General features: G+C 71.9%; 21 protein-coding genes. 16 read left to right on the top strand and 5 right to left on the bottom strand.

What is annotated here, in order from left to right:
• Window positions 1–5: 5 nt before the first annotated feature.
• Entirely contained in the window at window positions 6–443 is a 438-nt protein-coding gene (locus tag FB453_RS00105) for a ferritin-like domain-containing protein (RefSeq protein ID WP_030337610.1), read from the bottom strand.
• Window positions 440–967 carry a hypothetical protein gene (locus FB453_RS00100; RefSeq protein WP_486480114.1) on the bottom strand — a complete coding sequence of 176 codons (528 nt, stop codon included), beginning with the start codon at window positions 965–967 and terminating at the stop codon, window positions 440–442. The genes FB453_RS00105 and FB453_RS00100 overlap by 4 nt, the downstream gene beginning before the upstream one ends.
• Before the next feature lie 155 nt (window positions 968–1,122).
• Here FB453_RS00100 and rimP point away from each other — a divergent pair, with 155 nt between their 5' ends.
• The 9 genes from rimP to FB453_RS00055 all read left to right on the top strand — a co-directional run bounded on the left by rimP (window position 1,123) and on the right by FB453_RS00055 (window position 9,098).
• Entirely contained in the window at window positions 1,123–1,815 is a 693-nt protein-coding gene (gene rimP, locus FB453_RS00095) for a ribosome maturation factor RimP (RefSeq protein ID WP_091400370.1), read from the top strand.
• Window positions 1,812–2,855 carry a transcription termination factor NusA gene (nusA, locus tag FB453_RS00090; RefSeq protein WP_091400372.1) on the top strand — a complete coding sequence of 348 codons (1,044 nt, stop codon included), beginning with the start codon at window positions 1,812–1,814 and terminating at the stop codon, window positions 2,853–2,855. The genes rimP and nusA overlap by 4 nt, the downstream gene beginning before the upstream one ends.
• Before the next feature lie 16 nt (window positions 2,856–2,871).
• Window positions 2,872–3,204: a YlxR family protein gene (locus FB453_RS00085; RefSeq protein WP_112586542.1), complete on the top strand. Its 333-nt coding sequence runs from the start codon at window positions 2,872–2,874 to the stop codon at window positions 3,202–3,204.
• 93 nt (window positions 3,205–3,297) lie between these two features.
• A complete protein-coding gene (infB, locus tag FB453_RS00080) occupies window positions 3,298–6,321 on the top strand; it encodes a translation initiation factor IF-2 (RefSeq protein WP_145786669.1) in 3,024 nt (1,007 codons plus the stop codon).
• 91 nt (window positions 6,322–6,412) lie between these two features.
• The gene (locus tag FB453_RS00075; RefSeq protein WP_091400377.1) at window positions 6,413–6,709 is read left to right on the top strand and encodes a DUF503 domain-containing protein; all 297 of its coding nucleotides are present in this window, start codon (window positions 6,413–6,415) and stop codon (window positions 6,707–6,709) included.
• A 127-nt stretch (window positions 6,710–6,836) separates the two neighbouring features.
• Window positions 6,837–7,334, top strand: a complete 498-nt coding sequence (gene rbfA, locus FB453_RS00070) for a 30S ribosome-binding factor RbfA (protein ID WP_145786667.1) — start codon at window positions 6,837–6,839, stop codon at window positions 7,332–7,334.
• Window positions 7,331–8,380: a DHH family phosphoesterase gene (locus tag FB453_RS00065; protein ID WP_145786665.1), complete on the top strand. Its 1,050-nt coding sequence runs from the start codon at window positions 7,331–7,333 to the stop codon at window positions 8,378–8,380. The genes rbfA and FB453_RS00065 overlap by 4 nt, the downstream gene beginning before the upstream one ends.
• 101 nt (window positions 8,381–8,481) lie before the next feature.
• A complete protein-coding gene (locus FB453_RS00060; RefSeq protein ID WP_112586549.1) occupies window positions 8,482–8,889 on the top strand; it encodes a hypothetical protein in 408 nt (135 codons plus the stop codon).
• Entirely contained in the window at window positions 8,889–9,098 is a 210-nt protein-coding gene (locus FB453_RS00055; protein WP_181518492.1) for a DUF6186 family protein, read from the top strand. The genes FB453_RS00060 and FB453_RS00055 overlap by 1 nt, the downstream gene beginning before the upstream one ends.
• 446 nt (window positions 9,099–9,544) lie before the next feature.
• Here FB453_RS00055 and FB453_RS00050 read toward each other — a convergent pair whose 3' ends face one another.
• The gene (locus FB453_RS00050) at window positions 9,545–10,384 is read right to left on the bottom strand and encodes a hypothetical protein (protein ID WP_486480113.1); all 840 of its coding nucleotides are present in this window, start codon (window positions 10,382–10,384) and stop codon (window positions 9,545–9,547) included.
• A 197-nt stretch (window positions 10,385–10,581) separates the two neighbouring features.
• Between FB453_RS00050 and FB453_RS00045 the strand changes: the two genes are divergently transcribed.
• The gene (locus FB453_RS00045; RefSeq protein ID WP_145786661.1) at window positions 10,582–11,904 is read left to right on the top strand and encodes an MATE family efflux transporter; all 1,323 of its coding nucleotides are present in this window, start codon (window positions 10,582–10,584) and stop codon (window positions 11,902–11,904) included.
• A 21-nt stretch (window positions 11,905–11,925) separates the two neighbouring features.
• Here the strand turns inward: FB453_RS00045 and FB453_RS00040 are convergent, their stop codons facing one another.
• Window positions 11,926–12,936, bottom strand: coding sequence for a hypothetical protein (locus FB453_RS00040; RefSeq protein ID WP_145786659.1), 1,011 nt, complete (start codon window positions 12,934–12,936; stop codon window positions 11,926–11,928).
• A gap of 10 nt (window positions 12,937–12,946) precedes the next feature.
• Window positions 12,947–13,249, bottom strand: coding sequence for a hypothetical protein (locus FB453_RS00035; protein WP_145786657.1), 303 nt, complete (start codon window positions 13,247–13,249; stop codon window positions 12,947–12,949).
• Between the two features lie 202 nt (window positions 13,250–13,451).
• Between FB453_RS00035 and truB the strand changes: the two genes are divergently transcribed.
• The 6 genes from truB to dapB all read left to right on the top strand — a co-directional run bounded on the left by truB (window position 13,452) and on the right by dapB (window position 20,755).
• Window positions 13,452–14,336: a tRNA pseudouridine(55) synthase TruB gene (gene truB / locus FB453_RS00030; RefSeq protein ID WP_145786655.1), complete on the top strand. Its 885-nt coding sequence runs from the start codon at window positions 13,452–13,454 to the stop codon at window positions 14,334–14,336.
• 76 nt (window positions 14,337–14,412) lie between these two features.
• Window positions 14,413–15,342 carry a bifunctional riboflavin kinase/FAD synthetase gene (locus FB453_RS00025; protein WP_145786653.1) on the top strand — a complete coding sequence of 310 codons (930 nt, stop codon included), beginning with the start codon at window positions 14,413–14,415 and terminating at the stop codon, window positions 15,340–15,342.
• A gap of 199 nt (window positions 15,343–15,541) precedes the next feature.
• A complete protein-coding gene (rpsO, locus tag FB453_RS00020) occupies window positions 15,542–15,811 on the top strand; it encodes a 30S ribosomal protein S15 (protein ID WP_030337594.1) in 270 nt (89 codons plus the stop codon).
• Window positions 15,812–16,038: 227 nt separating this feature from the next.
• Window positions 16,039–18,435, top strand: coding sequence for a polyribonucleotide nucleotidyltransferase (locus tag FB453_RS00015; RefSeq protein ID WP_145786651.1), 2,397 nt, complete (start codon window positions 16,039–16,041; stop codon window positions 18,433–18,435).
• 47 nt (window positions 18,436–18,482) lie between these two features.
• Complete coding sequence (locus FB453_RS00010) at window positions 18,483–19,880, top strand: M16 family metallopeptidase (RefSeq protein ID WP_145786649.1); 1,398 nt, start codon at window positions 18,483–18,485, stop codon at window positions 19,878–19,880.
• A 107-nt stretch (window positions 19,881–19,987) separates the two neighbouring features.
• On the top strand, window positions 19,988–20,755 hold the full coding sequence (gene dapB / locus FB453_RS00005) for a 4-hydroxy-tetrahydrodipicolinate reductase (protein WP_145786647.1): 768 nt from the start codon (window positions 19,988–19,990) through the stop codon (window positions 20,753–20,755).
• Window positions 20,756–20,915 lie beyond the last annotated feature (160 nt).

Raw genomic sequence — 20,915 nt, 5'->3', positions numbered from 1 at the left:
GCGGCTCAGGTCGGCCGACCGGGAAACGGGACAGTCAGCGGGGTCAGCCCGGCAGTCTTCCGCCACCGGGTGGCCCGCACGGCGTACTCGACAAGGGCGGCCAGCGCCTGGTCCCGGTCGGCGCCGGTGGTGGACGCCAGGGCGGCCCGCCAGTGCGCGGCCGTGCGCTCCTCCACCTCGGCGGCGAGCCGCAGGGCGCTGGCCCGGTCGGTGACCGGGAACGGCAGGGCGTACCCGGCGCGGTCCGGCGGGACGACGCCGCCGGCCGTGGTGAGCTGCACCACCAGCGCGTCGCGCCGGCGTCGATGCGCGGCCTCCGCCTGGCGTGCCGCGTCCCGCGCCGCTCCGCTGAGGCGGACACCGATCCGTCCGTAGGCGTAGATGGCCGCGTACTCGGCGGACAGGGCGGAGGCGAGTGCCTCTCCGGCGGACGGCTGCCTCACTTCAGTGCCTCCTGGTGAGTTGCCCGGGCGGCGACGATCGACCCGAGCAGCGCCGCCCGTTCCGCGGGCGCCCCGGCGCAGGCGGCGGTGGCGGACTGCTGGGCGGTCTTCTCCAGCGCCCGCAGGGCGGCGCGCGCGCCCTTCGGGTCGGCGGCCGGGGCGGTGGTCGGGGCGGCGGAGGCTGCCGACGGCACTGTCACGCCGATCACCCGGGCCAGCTCGGTGGCGTGCGCGGTGTGCGTCTCGGCGATCGGGTTGAGCCGGTCGGCGAGCTCGGGATGGGCGGTCGCGCTCGCTCGGTACGCGGCGGCCAGCGCGAGTGACTCGTCCACCATCGGCCGCAGCGGGTCGGGCGGCGGGGCTGGTTGGTCGTCGCGGTCGAAAAGATCACAGCCGGTCAGCGGCGTCACGGCGCCGCCGAGCACCAGCAGCGCCCCGGCACTCAGGAGCTTTCGCCGGGAATGTCCGGATGCTTGGTCGCGCTGTGTCGTTCTGCCGATCCCCACCGGCCAAGTCAACACCATCCGTGCCGGTCCGGGGGTCACCGGCGTCGGTGCGCCGCCCGGTCCGCCGCCGGGCAGGCGCGTTACGCTCTGCGCAACCACCGGCGTGTCCACTCCGGTGGCGTGCCGGCATGGCGGGACGACCGGTCCCCGTCGACCAGGGAGAGGGTGCGGAGATGACGCAGCGTGGCCGTGCCACCAGGCCGACGGGTCGACCCCGCGGTGCTGCCGGCCCGCGCGGCGGTGACCTCGCCGCCCGGCGGGACCGACTGCGGGCCGTGATCGAACCGGTGGTCAACGACGCCGGCTACGACCTGGAGGACCTGTCGGTTTCCCGGGCCGGCCGCCGGCACGTGGTGCGGGTGATGGTGGACACCGACGGCGGGATCGACCTGGACGCCGTCGCGGACGTCTCCCGCGCGGTCTCGGCCGCGCTGGACGCCGCGGAGGAGACCGGTGGCGACATCGTCGCCGGCGAGTACCAGCTGGAAGTCAGCTCGCCCGGCGTCGACCGGCCGCTCACCCTGCCCCGCCACTGGCGGCGCAACGTGGGCCGACTGGTCAAGGTCACCGCCCGGGGCGCGGCCGCGCTGCCGGGCCAGCGGGGCGAGCAGCCCGCCGGTGACCGTCAGCTGACCGGCCGGGTGGTCGCGGCCGACGACGAGGGCGTGCACCTGGAGACCGACGACGGCCGCGCCGCCTGGGCGTACGCCCAGCTGGGCCCGGGCCGCGTGCAGGTCGAGTTCACCCGGCTCGCCGAGCTGGGTGAGCCGGACGACGAGTTCGACGACGCGGACGATTCCGACGAGATCGACGACGATTCAGACGACATCGACGACGAAGATGATGTGGAGGACGAGGAGAGGTGAACATCGACCTCGCGGCGCTGCGCGCACTCGAGCGCGAGCGGGAGATCCCGTTCGACACGATTCTCGCGGCGATCGAGACCGCGTTGCTGACCGCCTACCGGCACACCGACGGGGCCGAACCGCACGCCCGGGTGGAGATCGACCGCAGGTCGGGCGCCGCCCTGGTGTACGCGCAGGAGATGGATGCCGACGGCAGCCTGGTGCGGGAGTGGGACGACACCCCGCACGACTTCGGCCGGATCGCCGCCATGACCGCCAAGCAGGTGATCCTCCAGCGGTTGCGGGAGGCCACCGACGAGGTGCACTTCGGTGAGTACGTCGGCCGCGAGGGTGACCTGGTCACCGGCGTGGTGCAGGCGCACGAGACGCGTACCGAGAAGGGCATCGTCAGCGTCGACCTGGGCAAGCTGGAGGGCGTGCTGCCGCAGTCCGAGCAGGTGCCCGGCGAGCGGTACGCGCACGGCGAGCGGGTCCGCTGCGTCGTGGTGCATGTGGCCAAGGGCATGCGCGGGCCGCAGATCACCCTGTCCCGGTCGCACCCGGCTCTGGTCAAGAAGCTCTTCGCGCTGGAGGTGCCGGAGATCGCCGACGGCACCGTCGAGATCGGCGCGATCGCCCGTGAGGCGGGCCATCGCACGAAGATCGCCGTCCGCTCCACCACCCCTGGGGTGAACGCCAAGGGCGCCTGCATCGGCCCGATGGGTCAGCGGGTGCGTGCCGTGATGAGCGAGCTGCACGGTGAGAAGATCGACATCATCGACTGGTCGGACGACCCGGGCACCTTCGTCGGCAACGCGTTGTCGCCGGCCAAGGCGCTGCGGGTCGAGGTGGTCGACCTGGCCAACCGGGCCGCCCGGGTGACCGTTCCCGACTTCCAGCTCTCGCTGGCGATCGGTCGGGAGGGGCAGAATGCCCGACTCGCGGCCCGACTGACCGGTTGGCGGATCGACATTCGTTCCGATGCGGAGCAGGCGGCGCCGGCCGCGCGTGGGGTAACTGATCACGTGCGGGAGCCGGGCGGCGCGATCTCGGGGAGCTAGGGGTAGACTTCCTCCAGTGGTACGACGCGCGCAGCCGGAGCGCACCTGTGTGGGTTGCCGGCAACGTGCGCCGGCCAGCGAATTGCTGCGGGTCGTCGCGGTCAGGGACGAGGCTGGTCACAGTCTCCGGCCTGATCCGCGCCGCAGGCTGCCGGGTCGGGGAGCGAACATGCACCCGGATCCGGCCTGCTTCGCGCTGGCGGTGCGGCGCCGCGCCTTCGGGCGTGCGCTGCGCAGCACCGAGGTCCTCGACCACGGTGCGCTGGCGGAGCACGTCGATGCGCCAACCACTACGTCCGGTCAGCCCGACCGGGCGAGGGTCGCTAGCAGGGTAGGACGACCGACATGAGCACACGATGAAGTCCCTGAAATGACCAGGCTTCAAGTGCACGAGTGAGGTCGCTGCGGGTGCTGCCCGCACGACCTCGGAGTGAGGAGTGCAGTGGCAGGCAAGGCCCGCGTACACGAGCTTGCAAAAGAGCTCGGGGTCGAGAGTAAGACCGTTCTCGCCAAGCTGAAGGAAATGGGCGAGTTCGTGAAGTCCGCGTCCAGCACCGTCGAGGCGCCCGTCGCCCGGCGGCTGCGTAACGCATTCGTCGCGTCCGCCGGAGCCCCGGCTCCGGCCGCCCCGTCGACGCCCGCGTCGACGCCGGCTTCAAGCCCGACCCCGACGCCAACCCCGGCCCCGGGCGCGCCCCGGGTCTCGGCCAAGCCGATGCCGCCTCGGCGGCCGGCCGCGCCGGCACCCGGTCCGAAGCCCAAGGGTCCGGTTCCCGGTGCCCCGCAGACGGCGACCCCGGTCGCCAAGCCGGCGAGTGCCCACGACATCGAGGTGGCGGCCGCGGAGGCGCGTGCCGCCGCGCTGAAGGCTGAGCAGGAGGCCGCGGTCAAGGCCGCGCAGGCCGCCCGCCAGCAGCAGCGGGACAACCCCGTTCGCCGGGAGCCTCCGGCAGACGGCGGTAACCGCCCCGGCCCTCGGCCGGGTCCTGCGGCGATGCCGCCCCGTCCCGGTTCGCCGGCAGCTCGTCCGAGCACGCCGGCTCCCGGTCCGGGTGCCCGTCCGGGCGGTCGTCCGCCGGCGCGCGGTGCCGGTAACAACCCGTTCGGCATCCAGGGTGGCCAGCAGCAGCGGCCCCCGGCCGCCGGTGCGGGTGGCCCTCGGCCCAACAGCCCGGCGGGCATGCCGCCGCGGCCGAGCCCGAACTCCATGCCGCCGCGGCCCAGCCCGGCGTCCATGCCGAGTCAGCGTCCGGCTGCTGGTCGCCCCGGTCCCGGTGGCGCTGGTCGCCCCGGTGGCGGTGGCGCTGGTCGTCCCGGTGGCGGTGGCGGTGGCTTCCGTGGCGGTCCCGGCGGTGGTGCCGGCGGCGGCGGTGGCGGTTACCGAGGTGGCCCTGGTGGCGGCGCGGGTGCCGGCGGTGGCGGTGGCTACCGTGGCGGTCCCGGCGGCGGTGCGGGTGCTCCCGGTGGCGGTTTCCGTCCGGGTGGTCCGGCCGGTGGCGGCGGTCGTCCGGGTGCGGGCGGTCGTGGCCGTGGCGGCGGCGCCGCGGGTGCCTTCGGGCGTCCGGGTGGTCGGCCGACGCGCGGTCGCAAGTCCAAGAAGCAGCGCAGACAGGAGTTCGACAACCTGTCGGCTCCGACCATGAGCTCGGGTGCTCCCCGGGGTCAGGGTCAGATCGTCCGGCTCTCCCGTGGCGCCTCGCTGTCCGACTTCGCGGACAAGATCAACGCCAACCCGGGTTCGCTGGTCCAGGAGATGTTCAACCTGGGCGAGATGGTCACCGCGACCCAGTCCTGTTCTGACGACACCCTGCACCTGCTGGGTGAGCACCTGGGCTTCGACATCCAGATCGTCAGCCCGGAGGACGAGGACCGCGAGCTGCTCGCGCAGTTCAACATCGACCTCGACGCGGAGGTGGCCGAGGAGCGTCTGGTCAGCCGTGCGCCGGTGGTGACCGTCATGGGTCACGTCGACCACGGTAAGACCAAGCTGCTCGACGCCATCCGTAAGGCGAACGTCGTGGCCGGTGAGGCGGGTGGCATCACCCAGCACATCGGTGCCTACCAGGTCCACGTCCCGCATGAGGGCGAGGACCGGGCGGTCACCTTCATCGACACCCCGGGTCACGAGGCGTTCACCGCCATGCGTGCTCGTGGTGCCCAGGTCACGGACATCGTGATCCTGGTCGTCGCGGCCGACGACGGTGTGATGCCGCAGACGATCGAGGCGTTGAACCACGCCAAGGCGGCCGACGTGCCGATCGTGGTCGCGGTCAACAAGGTCGACAAGCCGGACGCCAACCCGGACAAGGTCCGCCAGCAGCTGACCGAGTACGGCCTGGTCGCCGAGGAGTACGGCGGCGAGACCATGTTCGTCAACGTGGCAGCCAAGCCGGGCATCGGCATCGAGGAGCTGCTCGAGGCCGTCCTGCTGACCGCCGACGCGTCGCTGGAGCTGACCGCTCCGATCGACGGGCCGGCTCAGGGTGTGGCCATCGAGGCGCACCTGGACAAGGGTCGCGGTGCGGTGGCGACGGTGCTGGTCCAGAAGGGCACTCTGCGGGCGGGCGACTCGATCGTTGCCGGTGGGGCGCACGGCCGGGTCCGGGCCATGCTCGACGAGAACGGCAACCAGCTCACCGAGGCTGGGCCGGCGCGTCCGGTCATGGTGCTGGGTCTGACCGCGCCGCCCGGCGCGGGAGACACGTTCCTGGCCGCGGCGGACGACCGCACGGTGCGGCAGATCGCCGAGCAGCGGCAGGCACGGCGGCGGGCGGCGTCCTTCGCCAACTCCCGTGGTCGGGCCACCCTTGAGACGCTCATGGAGCAGCTCAAGGAGGGCGAGAAGACCTCGCTCAACCTCATCCTCAAGGGCGATGTCTCCGGTTCGGTGGAGGCTCTCGAGGACGCGCTGTTCAACCTCGACATCCCCGAGGAGGTCCAGCTCAAGGTCCTCGACCGGGGCGTTGGCGCGATCACCGAGAGCAACGTCATGCTCGCGAGCGCCTCGTCCGAGCCGGTCACGATCATCGGCTTCAACGTGCGGGCCTCGAACAAGGTCCGTGAGATGGCCGACCGCGAGGGCGTGGAGATCCGGTACTACACCGTGATCTACCAGGCCATCGAGGAGATCGAGGCAGCGCTCAAGGGCCTGCTCAAGCCGGAGTACGAGGAGGCCGAGCTGGGCAGCGCGGAGATCCGCGATGTCTTCCGCTCGTCCAAGATCGGCAACATCTCCGGTTGCATCGTCCGGTCGGGCATCATCCGACGCAACGCGAAGGCTCGCCTGCTTCGGGACGGGGCGGTCGTGGCGGACAACCTCACGATCACCTCGCTCAAGCGGTTCAAGGACGACGCCACCGAGGTCCGCGAGGGCTTCGAGTGCGGTCTGACCCTGGGTGGTTACAACAACGTCCAGGTCGGCGACGTCATCGAGACCTTCGAGATGCGGGAGAAGGTTCGCGCCTGATCCGGCAGTGACACGCTGATCAAGGGGTTTACGCCGACTCGGCGTAAACCCCTTGATCATGCGGGGCGCGTTGGCGGTATCGTCCGGGGCGATGTTCACCGGAACCGCGGTCTTCGACCTGCTGCTGCCGGGCGACTCACGGTCGCTCAAAGCCAAGAGATCATATGTACGGCCGATCGTGGCGGCGCTGCGCCGCTTCGAGGTGTCGGCCGCCGAGGTGGGTGCGCTCGACCTGCATGGTCGAGCGCAGCTGGCGGTGGCCGTGGTGGCCGCCGAGACGGCGCACGTCCGCGAGGTGCTCGACTCCTGTGAGCGCCTGGTGGCCAATCGCCCCGAGGTCGAGTTGCTGTCGGTTCGACGCCGGCTCTACGGCGTGGACGACGACTGACCATGGTGCCGGGCTGTGCCGGGCGACCGGAGCGGCCCCGAAGGTAATGTTCGAGATGTTGGCCGGTCGGCCGGCGGCCTGCGGGCCGCCGGGTCGGCCGGAAGCAGGACGCCGTGGAGGTGGCGAGATGTCTGATCCGGCCAAGGTACGCCGGCACGCGGAACGGGTGCGTGAGCTGGTCGCGTCGGTGGTGCGGAGCCAGATCAAGGACCCGCGGCTCGGGATGATCACCATCACCGATGCCCGGATTACCGCTGACCTGCGTGACGCGACGGTCTTCTACACAGTGCTCGGTGACTCGGTGGCCCAGGCGGACACCGCGGCGGCGCTGGAGAGCGCCAAGGGGCTGCTGCGCAGCACTGTCGGCAAGGCCCTCGGGCTGCGCCACTCGCCGACCCTCACGTTCGTCCTCGACGACGTGCAGGACCAGGTCAAGCACATCGACGACCTGCTCGCCGCCGCCCGCAACGCCGACGCCGAGGTGCAGCGGCTCGCCGCCCAGGCGAAGTACGCGGGCGAGGCCCAGCCGTACCGGGTGGACGACGAGGATGAGGCGGACGAGACGGACGAGGCCGACGAGGCCACCGACGTCAAGGAGACCCCGCGGGGTGGGGAAACTCCGTGACCAGCACCGCAAGCGCCCCGTCCGCCGGGGCAGCCGGGCTCGGCCCCGCCGAGGCGGACTGGGCCGCGGCCGAGGCGTTGGTGCGGGCTCTCCCGCCGACCGCCCGGGTGCTGCTGATCTGCCACATCAATCCGGACGGCGACGCGCTGGGCAGCATGCTCGGCTTCGGCCTGGGCCTGCGGCAGTTCGGCGTACGCGACGTGCAGGCGACCTTCCCCGGGCCGCCGGAGCTGCCGGAGCCGCTCCGGGGGCTGCCCGGGCTGGACCTGCTGGTGCCGGCGGACGCCGCCGACTCGGCACCCGATCTGGTGATCTGCTTCGACGCGGCGAGCGAGTCGCGTCTCGGCGAGTTGGCCGGGCGGTTGTCGTCGGCGGGTGCGGCGCTGGTGCTCGACCACCATGCCTCCAACCCCGGTTTCGGCACTGTCAACCTGGTCGACGCGGGTGCGGCGGCCACGTCGGTCGTGGCCGAACAACTGTTGGCCCGGCTCGGGGTGGTGGTGGATCCGGCCATCGCCGAGTGCCTCTACGTGGCGCTGACCACTGACACCGGCTCCTTCCGGTTCGAGGCGACCACTCCGGCGGTGCATCAGATGGCCGCGCGATTGCTGGCGACCGGCATCTCGCCGGGTGACATCTCCCGGCGGGTCTTCGACACCCGGCCCTTCGGCGCGGTCCGCCTCTTCGGTGAGGTGCTCGGCCGGGCTCGACTGGAGCCGGCCGCCGCCGGAGGTCGCGGCCTGGTCTGGACCTTCGCCACCCTCGATGACCTGGCCCGGCACGACCAGCGGCCGTACGTGCTGGAGGCGCTGATCGACTCCGTGCGCTGTACCGCCGAGGCGGATGTGAGCTGTGTGGTGAAGCAGACCAGGCCTGCCGAGTGGGCGGTGTCGATGCGCAGCAAGGGTGCGGTGGACGTCAGTCGGGTCGCGGTGGCGCTGGGCGGTGGTGGGCACACGTTCGCGGCCGGGTTCACCGGTCGGGGCACCGCCGAGCAGGTGGTCGAGTCGATCCGCAGTCAGCTGGACGCGGCGCTCATCGGCTGACGCGCCTTCGACCGCCATCGATCCGTCGGTCCGGAAGATCAGGGTCAGCTCCGGGGAGTGTTGGTCTTCCCGCGTTCCGTGATACCGGGAAGAATTGCGGGATGGAGCAGCCGCACGACCTCACCGTGGAGGCCCCCCGCGCCTGGGACCGGCCCGCCGTCTCCGTTCCCGTCCTCGTCTGCCTGTCGCTCGTCGGTGGCCGGTTCGCGTCCTTCTCCACCGAGGCGAATCTGTTCACCCTCGGGACGGGTGGGGTGCTGATCTGGCTCGGTCTGAGCAACCGGGTGCCCCGTCGGCCGGCGCCGCGCCGGCTGGGCACGGGGGCGGTCTGGTGGGCGGTGCCGGTGGTGGTCTTCGGGGTCTTCGAGGGCGTGACCTTCGTGCTGGCTGCCGGCGATGACTTTCCCACCTTCTCCCGGTTGGCCGATCCTCTCCTGGAGGATCAACTGACCCGGTCGGCGGTCTGGTTCGCCTGGTTGGCCGCCTTCTGGGGGCTGGTGCGGCGATGATGCGCGCGCTCGCGATCGGCGGCTTCCTCGCCGCGCTGATCCTCTTCGCGGTGGTCGAGTGGTTGGCCCGGCGGGAGGGGTCACGGATCCCCACCCTGGGCGAGGTCTGTGCCTATGTGATGCGCTACGAGGTCGGTCCGGTGCCGGTGGGCCGGATCGGTCTGTTCGGGTTCTGGTGGTGGCTGGGCTGGCATTTCCTGGCTCGCTGAGCCGGGCTGCCGACCGCCCAAATGGCGGGAACCGTAAGCAGTATGTGGACCTGAACGATAACTTGGGAGAAGGCCGGTGCCGCGTAGCGGTGCAGGTCATGGGCGGTGGTGCCACACCCCGTGCCGCCTCCCTCCAGGGTCGGATCGACCCGGGCTCACGCTGCCCAGTCGGCTGCTCCGGTAACCCCGGACCGCCGTGGGGCGCTCAGCAGGACCGCCCGTGAGGGCCGCCGCGTGTCGGCGGCTCACGCCCTGGGAAGGGGAGCGCCACCATGCCGAACAAGCCCAAGCCCGAGACCACCACCGACGACGCCCGCGAGCAGGCCCGCCGCGCGCTGCAGACGTCGATGGACACCCGTCAGTGACTCGTCTCGACCGGTGGTGACCGCCGCCGACGCGCCGCGCCGACGGCGTGACCGTCCGGCCGCCACTGGGGGTCGAGTCGTTCAGGACAGGAACGTGTCCAGGGCCGCCTCGATGGTGCCGGAGTCCGGCGTCGCGTACGCCCTCATGGTGGTCTTGTCGTACGAGATGAAACTCGGGCACCTGTTCGTCGGGGCGGTCACTGTGCCGCCGTCGCCGATCTTCTCGGCGGTCTTGGCCGCGTAGAAGGTCAGGGTGTAGCGCGACGAGACGTAGTCGATGGTGACCTGCTTCTCCGCCTTGTCCTTGTACTGACACTTCTTCGGGACGCCCTGGCTGCCCTCGTCGAACTTCAGGCAACCGACCACCGACACCTTCTGGTAGTCCGCGCCCTTGGCGTAGTAGGACTTGTCCGAGGGAACGTACGTCGACGACCAGGACGTCGGCCGGTCGGGGTTGTTCGAGAACGTGTACGCCTTGGCGCCGGCCGGGCCGCTGTAGGGCGCCGCGTTCAGGATCGGGCTGCCTTCGCAGACGTTCGCCATGTCGCTGGAGTAACGGGCGGTCATCGCGTTGTTGTTCGGTGGATCCGCCTGCCCCGGCGTGGGGACGGTCCCCGTGCCTGGCGTGCTGCCGGTGCCCGGCGTGGGGGTGGAGGACGTGTCCCGTGCGGGCTCGTCGTCGTCGTAGGCGAGCAGGATGCCGATTCCGGCCCCGCAGATGGCGAGTATGACGACCACCGCGCCGGCGACCAGCCCGATGATCAGGCCCTTGTTCGACTTGTCCGGCGGTGGTGGTGTGCCGTAATACGGCTGGGGTGGTGGCTGTCCGTACGGCGGGTAGCCGCCCTGCTGTGGGGCCGGCGGGCCGCTCCAGGGGGTGATGTTCGGGTCGGGCGGAGGGTAACTGTCGCTCACTGTCATTAGGCCTATCGCTGTCGTGGTGCCCCCGCGTGGGAGCCTCGGACAGGGTAGTGAGCGCCGCAAACCGGGATGCCGGCGACAGGTGGCGCGTCAGGGCCTCGATACTCGGTGGCCTCCGCAGAGCCGGCAGAGAGGTTGGCCCGTAAGTCACCAGTGGCCTTGTGCTCCTTACCGTGGCCATGCCAGGATCGGCGGCGATGAACCACGCCACCACCGCTCACCGACCCGCCTCGCCCCGGCGGATCGCCGCGCTCGCCCTGCCTGCCCTCGTGGTGCTCGCCGCCGAACCGCTCTACGTGCTGGTCGACACCGCAGTGGTCGGTCACCTCGGCCGGGTACCGCTCGCCGCGCTCGCCGTCGGCGGCACGGTCATGACGCTCACCGCCTGGGTGGGCACCGTTGTCGCCTACGGCACCACCGGCCGCGCCGCCCGCCGGTTCGGCGCTGGTGACCGGGCCGCCGCGGTCGCCGAGGGCGTCCAGTCGTCCTGGTTGGCGTTCGGTGTCGGTCTGCTGATCGCGATCGGCATGCAGGTCGGCGGCGGCGCGCTCGCGCGTACCCTCGCCGGTGGTGGTGGCGAAGTCGCCGACGCCGCCGCCCAGTGGTTGCGGATCGCGGCCCTCGGCGCTCCCGGCCTGCTCCTCGCCGCCGCCGGCAACGGCTGGCTGCGCGGCGTGCAGGACACTCGCCGCCCCCTGTACTTCGTGCTCGGCCCCAACCTGCTCTCCGCGCTGCTCTGTCCGCTGCTGGTCTACCCCGGCGGGCTGGGTCTGGTCGGCTCGGCAGTGGCCAACGTCGTCGCGCAGACGCTCTGCGGGGTGCTCTTCGCCGCCGCCCTGGTCGGTGAGCGGCTGTCGCTGCGGCCCCAACCCCGCGTGATCCGCCAACAACTGGTGCTCAGCCGGGACCTGCTGATCCGTGGGCTGGCGTTCCAGGCCAGCTTCCTGTCCGCGACCGCTGTCGCCGCCCGCTTCGGCGCCGCCGCGGTCGGCGCCCACCAGATCGCCCTGCAACTCTGGTTCTTCACCGCGCTGGTGCTCGACGCCCTCGCCATCGCCGCGCAGTCCCTGGTCGGTGCCGCGCTCGGCGCCGGCGACGACGCGGGTGCGCGGGCGCTCGCCCGCCGGGTCGGGCTGCTCGGCGGCGTCTGCGGCGTGGGCTTCGCGCTGCTCGTCGCCGCCGGCGCGGGCGTGGTGCCGTCGTGGTTCAGCTCCGATCAGGGGGTACGCGAGCAGGCCATGGTGGCCTGGCCGTGGTTCGTCGTCATGCTGCCGCTGGCCGGGGTGGTGTTCGCCCTCGACGGCGTGCTGATCGGCGCCGGCGACGTGCGTTACCTGCGTAACCTCACCATCGTGGCGGCGCTCGGCGGTTTCCTGCCGGCCATCTGGCTGGCGTACGCGTTCAACCTCGGGCTGGGCGGCATCTGGGCCGGGCTCACGGTGTTCGTGGTGATCCGGCTGGTGGCCCTGCTGCTGCGACTGCGCAACGGCAGGTGGGCGGTGACCGGGGCGGTCCGCTGACCGGGTCGCCGGGGCGGCCGGTCAGCAGCGCGTGGTGGTCGGCGCGGGCGCGCCAAGGTCGAAGATGGTGCCCGGGTCGCCGGCGGGTATCCGGTTCCCGTGCAGGTCGGCCACCCAGAACTGCTCCCGCACCCAGCCCTCACGAAGTTGGGCGCAGTCCGCGTTCCAGGTCACGGCCTCCGCCGAGGTGACCCAGAGGCCCCGGGCCGACGCCGGCACGTCGTCCGGGTGCGGCACCTGCCACACCACCTGGTCGCGCAGCGCCACCACCGTCGCGCCGGCGGGCGCCCGCCGGTCCACGTCGAACGGGTACGCCCAGACGAACTCCGTGGAGACCTCCAGCACTCGGATGCCCTCCTGCCTGGTGGCCCGGTAACTGACCCGGCCGTCGGCGCGGACGCCGAACTCCCACTCCGACGGCGACGCCATCCTCGTGGCGTACCGCAGGAAGCTGCCGTTGGTGAAGTCTCCCCGGAGCTGTTCGCGAGCGTCCGGGGCGAGCAGCGCGAGGAACGGCTCCGGATCCCCGGAGAACATCGAGATGTCGACCCGGCTCTCGATCAGTGCCTTGCGCACCGACTCCAGCGCGGTCCGCACCTGGGCCGCTGTGAACGGCCCGGTGCCCTTGGCCGCCGGCATCCGCACGGCCTCCTCGGCAGGCGCGAAGGAGGCCGCCGGCGACCCGGCGAACAGGTCCCGTGGTTCGCCGACCCTGCTCACCGGCGGGGTGAGGCTCGGTGTGGGGCTCGCCGAGGCGGACGTGCGGACACCATCGGCGACCCGACCGAACAACACCACCCCGCCGACGACCATCAGCAGCGCCATCACCAGCCCGAGGCCGAGCAGCAGGGCCCCGTTGTGCCGGGCCGAGAAGAAACGGACCCGGTCCCACCCGGTGGGCTGGTGCTCGGTCTGCGGTGACCGTAGCCAATCCGGTAGCTGCACCGGGTTGACCTGAGCTACCGCGGCGGGCGGCGGTGGCGGGTCGATCGGGTCCGTCGATGCGGGCTCCCTCGGCGGGGTGTTCTCCATGGTTCCTCCGTCAGGATCCGCCGCTGGTGGCCAGCGCGAGCAGATAGTAGGCGCCGGTCACCAGGGCGGCCCCGAGGGCGGCGGCCACGACGAACGACAGCACGGCGACGAGGTGCGAGTGCGACTCGCTCCATCTGGTCCGGCCGCGCCAGTGCCACACCGCTCGGCGGGCGGCCCGGAGCGCCGGCCGGCCCTCGATCAGGTCGTCGACGTAGCGCGCCGGGGTCCGCCGCGTCGGCGTCGGATCCCGCATCCAGTCCGGAAGGTCGACCCGAGCGCGGTGTTCGTGGCCCGGCGGTCGGTCGGTGGTCATCGGCAGGCCTGATCTCTCGGTGATGGCAACGGGCGGATGATCTTTGCATCCGGGGAGGCCGGCCGGCTGTCCTCGCCGGACAAAACGCCGGATGGACGCCCCGTCCCGACGAACCCGGCTCAGCCCTCGGCGCGGAGGCTGGGGTCACGCCGGGCGTGCCCACGCACTGCGGAGTACGTGCCATCTGGCAGGCTTGGCCGACGTGAGCACCGATGGTCTGATCGTGGTCGACAAGCCCGGCGGCATGACGTCGCACGACGTGGTGGCGCGCATCCGCCGATTGGCGAAGACCCGACGGGTCGGGCACGGCGGCACCCTCGACCCGATGGCGACCGGCGTCCTGGTGATCGGTGTCGGTCGGGCCACCCGGCTGCTGACCTACGTGATCGGCGCGGGCAAGAGCTACACCGGCACCATCCGGCTCGGCCAGACCACGGTCACCGACGACGCCGAGGGCGACGTGACCGCCACCGTGCCGGCCGGGCAGGTCACCGACGACGCGATCCGGTCGACGCTGGCCGGGCTCAGCGGCGAGGTCGACCAGGTGCCGAGCGCCGTCAGCGCCATCAAGATCGACGGGCAGCGGGCGTACAAGCGGGTCCGCGACGGGGAGAGCGTGGAACTGCCGGCGCGGCGGGTCACCATCTCCCGGCTGGAGGTGCTGGCGATCCGTCGCACCGAGCCGGACGTGGTGGACGTGGACGTCGACGTGACCTGCTCCTCCGGCACGTACATCAGGGCCATCGCCCGGGACGCCGGCCTGGCGCTCGGCGTCGGCGGGCACCTCACTGCCCTGCGGCGTACCGCTGTGGGTGGCTTCACCCTCGCCGAGGCGGCGACGCTCGACGAGTTGGAGCAGCGCGCCCCGGACGTGGTGAACCTGCCACTGGACGCGGCGGCCGACCGGTTCTTCGCGCGCCGGGAGGCCACGCCGGACGAGGCCCGGGTGCTCGCCCACGGTGGGTCACTGGACCCGGCCGGCCTCACCGGGCCGTACGCCGTCTTCGGGCCGACCGGCGGCCTGATCGCTATCGTCAGCGAGCGGGACGGGCGGGCCCGCGCGGAGATCGTGCTCGCACCGGCCTGACAGCGCAGCGCAGGTCCGCCGGCCCGCAGCCGGCGGTGACGACCCGCCGGCCGGCGGGACAGCAGAGAGGAACGGCATGCAGCGGTGGCGGGGCTACGACGCGGCGCCCGGCGGGTGGGGACGCTCGGTGGTCACCATCGGCGTCTTCGACGGCGTGCACAAAGGGCACCAGGCGACGATCGGGCACGCGGTGGCCCGGGCCCGCGAGTTGGGCGTGCAGTCGGTGGTGGTCACCTTCGACCCGCACCCGGCCGAGGTGGTCCGCCCCGGTTCGCACCCGGCGGTGCTCACCGAGCCGGCCCGTAAGGCCGAGCTGATCGAGGCGCTGGGCGTGGACGTGCTCTGCGTGGTCCCGTTCACCTCGGAGTTCTCCCGGGTGCCGGCCGAGCAGTTCGTGCACGACGTCCTGGTCGAGCACCTGCACGCGGCGTTGGTGGTGGTCGGCAGCAACTTCCGCTTCGGGCACCGGGCCGCTGGCGACGTGGCGTTGTTGGAACGGCTGGGTCAGACGTTCGGCTTCGGCGTGGAGGGCGCCCCGCTGGTCGCCGAGGCCGGCACCGTCTTCTCCTCCACGTACATCCGGTCCTGCGTCGACGCGGGTGACGTGGGCGCCGCGGCCGCCGCGCTGGGCCGCCCACACCGGGTGGAAGGCGTCGTGGTCCGCGGCGACCAGCGGGGCCGGGAACTGGGCTTCCCCACCGCCAACCTGCTCTGCCACCGGTACGCGGCGGTGCCCGCCGACGGCGTCTACGCGGCCCGGCTGATCCGCCGCGGTCAGCACGAGCCGCTGTTGGCGGCGGTGTCGGTGGGCACCAACCCGACCTTCTCCGGCCGGGAGCGGCGGGTCGAGGCGTACGCGCTGGACTTCTCCGGCGACCTGTACGGCGAGCGGCTGGCCCTGGACTTCGTGGCGCACCTGCGTGGTCAGATCCGGTACGACTCGATCGAGCCGTTGATCGCCCAGATGAATCAGGACGTCGAGCGCACCCGGCGCGTACTGGCCTGATCCTGCGGGGGTGCCGGGCCGCCACCGAGGCCCTTCGCCGGGTGTTACCGGCGAGTGCTGGTAGTCTTGCCGGGACGTCGGGTGACCGGCGTGGGGCCTCGCGTGCCTGCTCGACGCCGCGGGTGCGAGGTACCGGTCCGTTCCCGGTCCATCGGGACGACGGACACCCACTTGATCAACCCATCGAAACAGGGAGAACATGGCGCTCGATCAGGAAGCCAAGGCCAGCATCCGCGCGGAGTACGCGACCGCCGAGGGCGACACCGGTTCGCCGGAGGTCCAGGTTGCGGTCCTCACCAAGCGGATCGCCGAGCTGACCGAGCACCTGAAGGTGCACAAGCACGACCACCACAGCCGCCGTGGGCTGCTGCTGCTGGTCGGCCGGCGCCGTCGGTTGCTCAACTACGTCCAGAAGAAGGACATTGCCCGCTACCGGTCGCTCATCGAGCGGCTCGGTCTGCGCCGGTGACGTGACGGGGGAGTGGCCGGACGGCCGCTCCCCCGTACCGCGTCCCACCTGAAGAAACACGGGCCGCGCGACCACCCGAGAGGGAGCCGGTCAGCGTACCGGTCTCCGGTAGTGGCCCCCGGGAACTCCGGCATCATGCCGGCCACCCGGGCGCTTCGATCGAAGACCGGCCGGCTGAGCAGCTCCCCGATGTCGTGGGCCCACGACGCGAAGGAGCACGACAGCACATGACCGAGACCAAACTCGGCACCGAATCCCGCACCGCCGTGATCGACAACGGGTCCTTCGGCACCCGCGAGATCACCTTCTCCACCGGTCGGCTGGCTCGCCAGGCCGCCGGTTCCGTCATCGCCCAGCTGGGCGAGACGGTCGTTCTCTCCGCCACGACCGCCGGTAAGCACCCGAAGGAGCAGTTCGACTTCTTCCCGCTGACCGTCGACGTCGAGGAGCGGATGTACGCCGCGGGCCGCATCCCCGGCTCGTTCTTCCGCCGTGAGGGTCGGCCCAGCGAGGACGCGATCCTCACCTGCCGGCTGATCGACCGGCCGCTGCGCCCGTCCTTCGTCAAGGGCCTGCGCAACGAGGTCCAGGTCGTCGAGACCATCCTCGCGCTCGACCCGCAGCACCCGTACGACGTCGTGGCGATCAACGCCGCCTCGATGTCGACCAAGCTCTCCGGCCTGCCGTTCTCCGGCCCGATCGGGGCGACCCGCGTCGCCCACATCGACGGCCAGTGGGTCGCCTTCCCGACCCTGGAGGAGCTGGCTCGCGCCACCTTCGACATGGTCGTGGCCGGTCGCACGCTCGAGGACGGCGACGTCGCGATCATGATGGTCGAGGCCGAGGCCACCCCGAACGCCGTGGCCCTCATCTCGGCCGGTGCCACCGCCCCGACCGAGGAGGTCGTCGCCAGCGGCCTGGAGGCCGCGAAGCCGGCGATCCGTGAGCTGTGCCGTGCGCAGAGCGAGCTGGCCGAGGTTGCCGCCAAGCCGGTCACCGAGTTCCCGGTCTTCCTGGACTACCAGGACGACGTGTACGACGCCGTCTCCGAGCTGGCCCGCGGCGACGTGGCCGAGGCGATCACCATCGCCGGCAAGGCCGACCGCGAGGAGGCCCTGGACCGGGTCAAGGCCCGGGTCGCCGAGGAGCTGGGCGCACGGTTCGAGGGTCGGGAGAAGGAGCTCAGCGCTGCCTTCCGGTCGCTGACCAAGTCCGAGGTGCGCAACCGCGTGCTGCGCGAGCAGGTCCGCATGGACGGGCGTGGCCCGCGCGACATCCGGGCGCTGACCGCCGAGGTCGGCGTGCTGCCCCGGGTGCACGGTTCGGCGCTGTTCGAGCGGGGCGAGACCCAGATCCTGGGCGTCACCACGCTGAACATGCTCCGCATGGAGCAGATGGTGGACACGCTGTCCCCCGAGAACCGCAAGCGCTACATGCACAACTACAACTTCCCGCCGTACTCGACCGGTGAGACCGGCCGGGTCGGCTCGCCGAAGCGTCGCGAGATCGGCCACGGCGCCCTCGCCGAGCGTGCGCTGATCCCGGTGCTGCCGTCGCGCGAGGAGTTCCCGTACGCCATCCGGCAGGTGTCGGAGGCGCTCGGCTCCAACGGCTCCACCTCGATGGGTTCGGTCTGCGCCTCGACGCTGGGCCTGCTCTCCGCGGGTGTTCCGCTGAAGGCGCCGGTCGCCGGCATCGCGATGGGGCTCATCTCCGACGAGGTGGACGGCAAGACCCAGTACGTGACGCTGACCGACATCCTCGGTGCCGAGGACGCGTTCGGTGACATGGACTTCAAGGTCGCCGGCACGCCGGAGTTCGTCACCGCGCTCCAGCTCGACACCAAGCTCAACGGCATCCCGTCGGACGTGCTGGCCGCCGCGCTGCAGCAGGCGAACGAGGCCCGGCAGATCATCCTCGGGGTCATGAAGGCGGCGATCGAGGCTCCGGCCGAGATGTCCGACTACGCGCCGCGGGTCACCACCGTCAAGATCCCGGTGGACAAGATCGGCATGGTGATCGGCCCGAAGGGGCAGACCATCAACGCGATCCAGGACGAGACCGGCGCCGAGATCTCTATCGAGGACGACGGCACGATCTACGTCGGCGCCACCAACGGCCCGTCGGCCCAGGCGGCCGTCGACCGGATCAACGGCATCGCCAACCCGACGCTGCCGAAGCAGGGCGAGCGGTTCCTCGGCACTGTGGTCAAGACCGCCGCGTTCGGCGCGTTCATCTCGCTCCTGCCGGGCCGTGACGGCCTGCTGCACATCTCCAAGGTGGGCGACGGCAAGCGCGTCGAGCGTGTTGAGGACTTCCTCAACGTCGGTGACCGGGTCGAGGTCGAGATCGCGGACATCGACGCCCGCGGCAAGATCTACCTCGACAAGGTCCGCCCGGAGGGCACCGAGGCTCCGGCCGCCGGTGAGGCCGCCGCTGGCGACCGGCCGGCTGGTCGGGACCGGGGCGACCGAGCTCCGCGTGACCGCGGCGACCGCGAGCGTGGCGGCGACCGTGGCGGGCGTGGCCCGGAGCGCGGCGGCGAGGGCGGCAACGGCAACGGCGGCGGCGGCGAGGGTGGCGAGGGCGGCGAGCGTCCGCGCCGTCGGACCCGGCACAGCTGACCGTCGTACAACGCATCACCCACCCCTCGTCGAACCGGGAGCAAGTCGTGAGTCGGGCCATCAGCGCGCCGTTTCCACCGGATCGACGGGGGGTGGCGCCGTCTCGGGACACCGGGGCGGGCCGCTCCGGCGGCACCGCCCGCGCGGTGACCCGGACGCTCAGCGACGACCCGCTGGGCGGCACGGTACGTCGTACCGTGCTGCCCAGCGGTCTGCGCGTCCTCACCGAGGCGATTCCGGCGATGCGCAGCGTCTCGTTCGGCATCTGGGTGGCGGTCGGCTCGCGTGACGAGACCGGCCCGCAGGCCGGTGCCGCGCACTTCCTCGAGCACCTGCTCTTCAAGGGCACGCACAAGCGCACCGCGCTGGAGATCTCCTCGCAGATCGAGGCGGTGGGTGGCGAGACCAACGCCTTCACCACGAAGGAATACACCTGCTACTACGCCCGCGTGCTGGACGAGGACCTGCCGCTGGCGATCGACGTGATGTGCGACCTGGTCGCCGACTCGCTGTTGGAGCCGGCCGACGTCGAGACCGAGCGTGGCGTGATCCTGGAGGAGATCGCCATGCACGACGACGAGCCGGGTGACGAGGTGCACGACCTCTTCGTCCAGGCCGTCTACGGCGATCACCCGCTGGGCCGGCTGATCTCCGGCACCGCGGAGACCGTCACCCCGATGACCCGGCGGCAGATCCAGAGCTTCTACCGGGGTCGCTACACCGCGCCGCAGATCGTCATCGCCGCCGCCGGCAACCTCGACCACGCGGCGGTGGTCAAGCTGGTCCGTCAGGCCGTGCGTGGCACCCCGCTGGACAGCGACCCGGCCAGCCCGGCGCCGCACCGCGCGGCGACCCCGGCGGTACGCACCAAGCCGGCGACCACAGTCGTGGAGCCGAAGGAGACCGAGCAGGCACACGTCATCCTCGGCTGCCCCGGCATCGACCGGCTCGACGATCGGCGGTTCGCCCTCGGGGTGCTCAACAACGTGCTCGGCGGCGGCATGTCCAGCCGCCTCTTCCAGGAGATCCGCGAGCAGCGCGGCCTCGCGTACTCGGTCTACTCCTACGCCAGCCAGTACGCCGACACCGGCCTGTTCGCCGTCTACGCTGGCTGCGCCCCCGGCAAGGTGGACGAGGTGCTGGCCCTGACCCGCGCCGAGCTGGCCCGGGTGGCCGCTGACGGGTTGACCGAGGCCGAGGTGGCCCGGGGCAAGGGGATGAGCAAGGGCTCGTTCGTGCTCGGCCTGGAGGACACCGGTTCGCGGATGAGCCGGCTGGCCAAGGGTGAGCTGCTCTACGGCGACCTGATGCCGGTCGACGAACTGCTCCGCCGGGTCGACGAGGTCACCGTGGAAGACGTGAACGTCCTCGCCGCCGAGCTGCTCAGCCGGCCGATGTCGCTGGCCGTGGTGGGCCCGTTCGGTGCCGGCGACTTCGCGGTCTGAGGTCTGCCGCCCGGCCCGGTCGAGGCACCCCGATCGGGCGTCCCGGCCGGTGGAGCAGAGCGGATCCGGCCGGAAGGGCCCGTCCCGATTGGGATAGGTTGTGCCCCGTGACTGACGAGCAGGGAAAGACCCCGGCCCAGCAGCTGCGGGTCGGCGTGTTTGGTGCGCGCGGCCGGATGGGCATCGAGGTCTGCAAGGCGGTCGACGCCGCCGACGATCTCGCTCTGACCGCGGCGGTCGACCAGGGCGACAGCCGCTCCTCCGTCTCCGCCGCCGAGGTGATCGTCGACTTCACCACGCCGGACGTCGTCATGGACAACCTCCGGTGGTGCATCGAGCAGGGCATCAGCGCGGTGGTCGGCACGACCGGCTTCACCGAGCAGCGGCTGGAGCAGGTGCGCGGCTGGCTGGCCGACAAGCCCGAGGTGGGCGTGGTCATCGCCCCGAACTTCGGGATCGGCGCGGTGCTGATGATGCAGTTCGCCGTGCGGGCCGCCCGACACTTCGAGTCCGTCGAGATCATCGAGCAGCACCACCCGCGCAAGTTGGACGCACCGAGCGGCACCGCCACCCACACCGCCCGCCAGATCGCCCGGGCCCGCGCCGAGGCGGGCCTCGGCCCGGTCCCGGACGCCACCAAGGACGAGGTGCCGGGTGCGCGCGGCGCCGACATCGAGGGGGTACGCGTCCACGCGGTGCGCGCCACCGGCCTGGTCGCCCACCAGGAGGTGCTGTTCGGCGGCACCGGCGAGACGCTGACCATCCGGCACGACTCGTACGACCGGGTGTCGTTCATGCCGGGTGTGCTGCTGGCCGTCCGCGCGGTGCGCAACCGCCCCGGCCTCACCGTCGGCCTGGACGCCCTGCTCGACTGACCGGGCCGCTCGCCCGCTCCTCCACATCGCGGCACCGTAGATCTTGGACGGTTTTCGTTCCGAGGGCTGACTGTGCTGTCCCGAGACATGTGTCAAGGGGAAGTCCCGATAGATGTGTCAGGTGTTGTTGATCAGGCTGCTCGGGTGAGGCTGATGTAGG

The organism is Micromonospora sp. CNZ322 (genome assembly GCF_007827755.1).
The sequence above is the reverse complement of the archived record's forward strand: the minus strand, read 5'-3'. Positions and strand labels throughout refer to the sequence as shown.

What these genes read in the sequence shown, in the direction of transcription:
- FB453_RS00100 (WP_486480114.1), bottom strand. Translation starts at nt 967, where the DNA reads ATGGTGTTGACTTGGCCGGTGGGGATCGGCAGAACGACACAGCGCGAC.
- rimP (WP_091400370.1), top strand. Translation starts at nt 1,123, where the DNA reads ATGACGCAGCGTGGCCGTGCCACCAGGCCGACGGGTCGACCCCGCGGT.
- FB453_RS00075 (WP_091400377.1), top strand. Translation starts at nt 6,413, where the DNA reads ATGTTCACCGGAACCGCGGTCTTCGACCTGCTGCTGCCGGGCGACTCA.
- rbfA (WP_145786667.1), top strand. Translation starts at nt 6,837, where the DNA reads ATGTCTGATCCGGCCAAGGTACGCCGGCACGCGGAACGGGTGCGTGAG.
- FB453_RS00060 (WP_112586549.1), top strand. Translation starts at nt 8,482, where the DNA reads ATGGAGCAGCCGCACGACCTCACCGTGGAGGCCCCCCGCGCCTGGGAC.
- FB453_RS00055 (WP_181518492.1), top strand. Translation starts at nt 8,889, where the DNA reads ATGCGCGCGCTCGCGATCGGCGGCTTCCTCGCCGCGCTGATCCTCTTC.
- FB453_RS00050 (WP_486480113.1), bottom strand. Translation starts at nt 10,384, where the DNA reads ATGACAGTGAGCGACAGTTACCCTCCGCCCGACCCGAACATCACCCCC.
- FB453_RS00045 (WP_145786661.1), top strand. Translation starts at nt 10,582, where the DNA reads ATGAACCACGCCACCACCGCTCACCGACCCGCCTCGCCCCGGCGGATC.
- FB453_RS00040 (WP_145786659.1), bottom strand. Translation starts at nt 12,936, where the DNA reads ATGGAGAACACCCCGCCGAGGGAGCCCGCATCGACGGACCCGATCGAC.
- FB453_RS00035 (WP_145786657.1), bottom strand. Translation starts at nt 13,249, where the DNA reads ATGACCACCGACCGACCGCCGGGCCACGAACACCGCGCTCGGGTCGAC.
- FB453_RS00025 (WP_145786653.1), top strand. Translation starts at nt 14,413, where the DNA reads ATGCAGCGGTGGCGGGGCTACGACGCGGCGCCCGGCGGGTGGGGACGC.
- rpsO (WP_030337594.1), top strand. Translation starts at nt 15,542, where the DNA reads ATGGCGCTCGATCAGGAAGCCAAGGCCAGCATCCGCGCGGAGTACGCG.
- FB453_RS00015 (WP_145786651.1), top strand. Translation starts at nt 16,039, where the DNA reads ATGACCGAGACCAAACTCGGCACCGAATCCCGCACCGCCGTGATCGAC.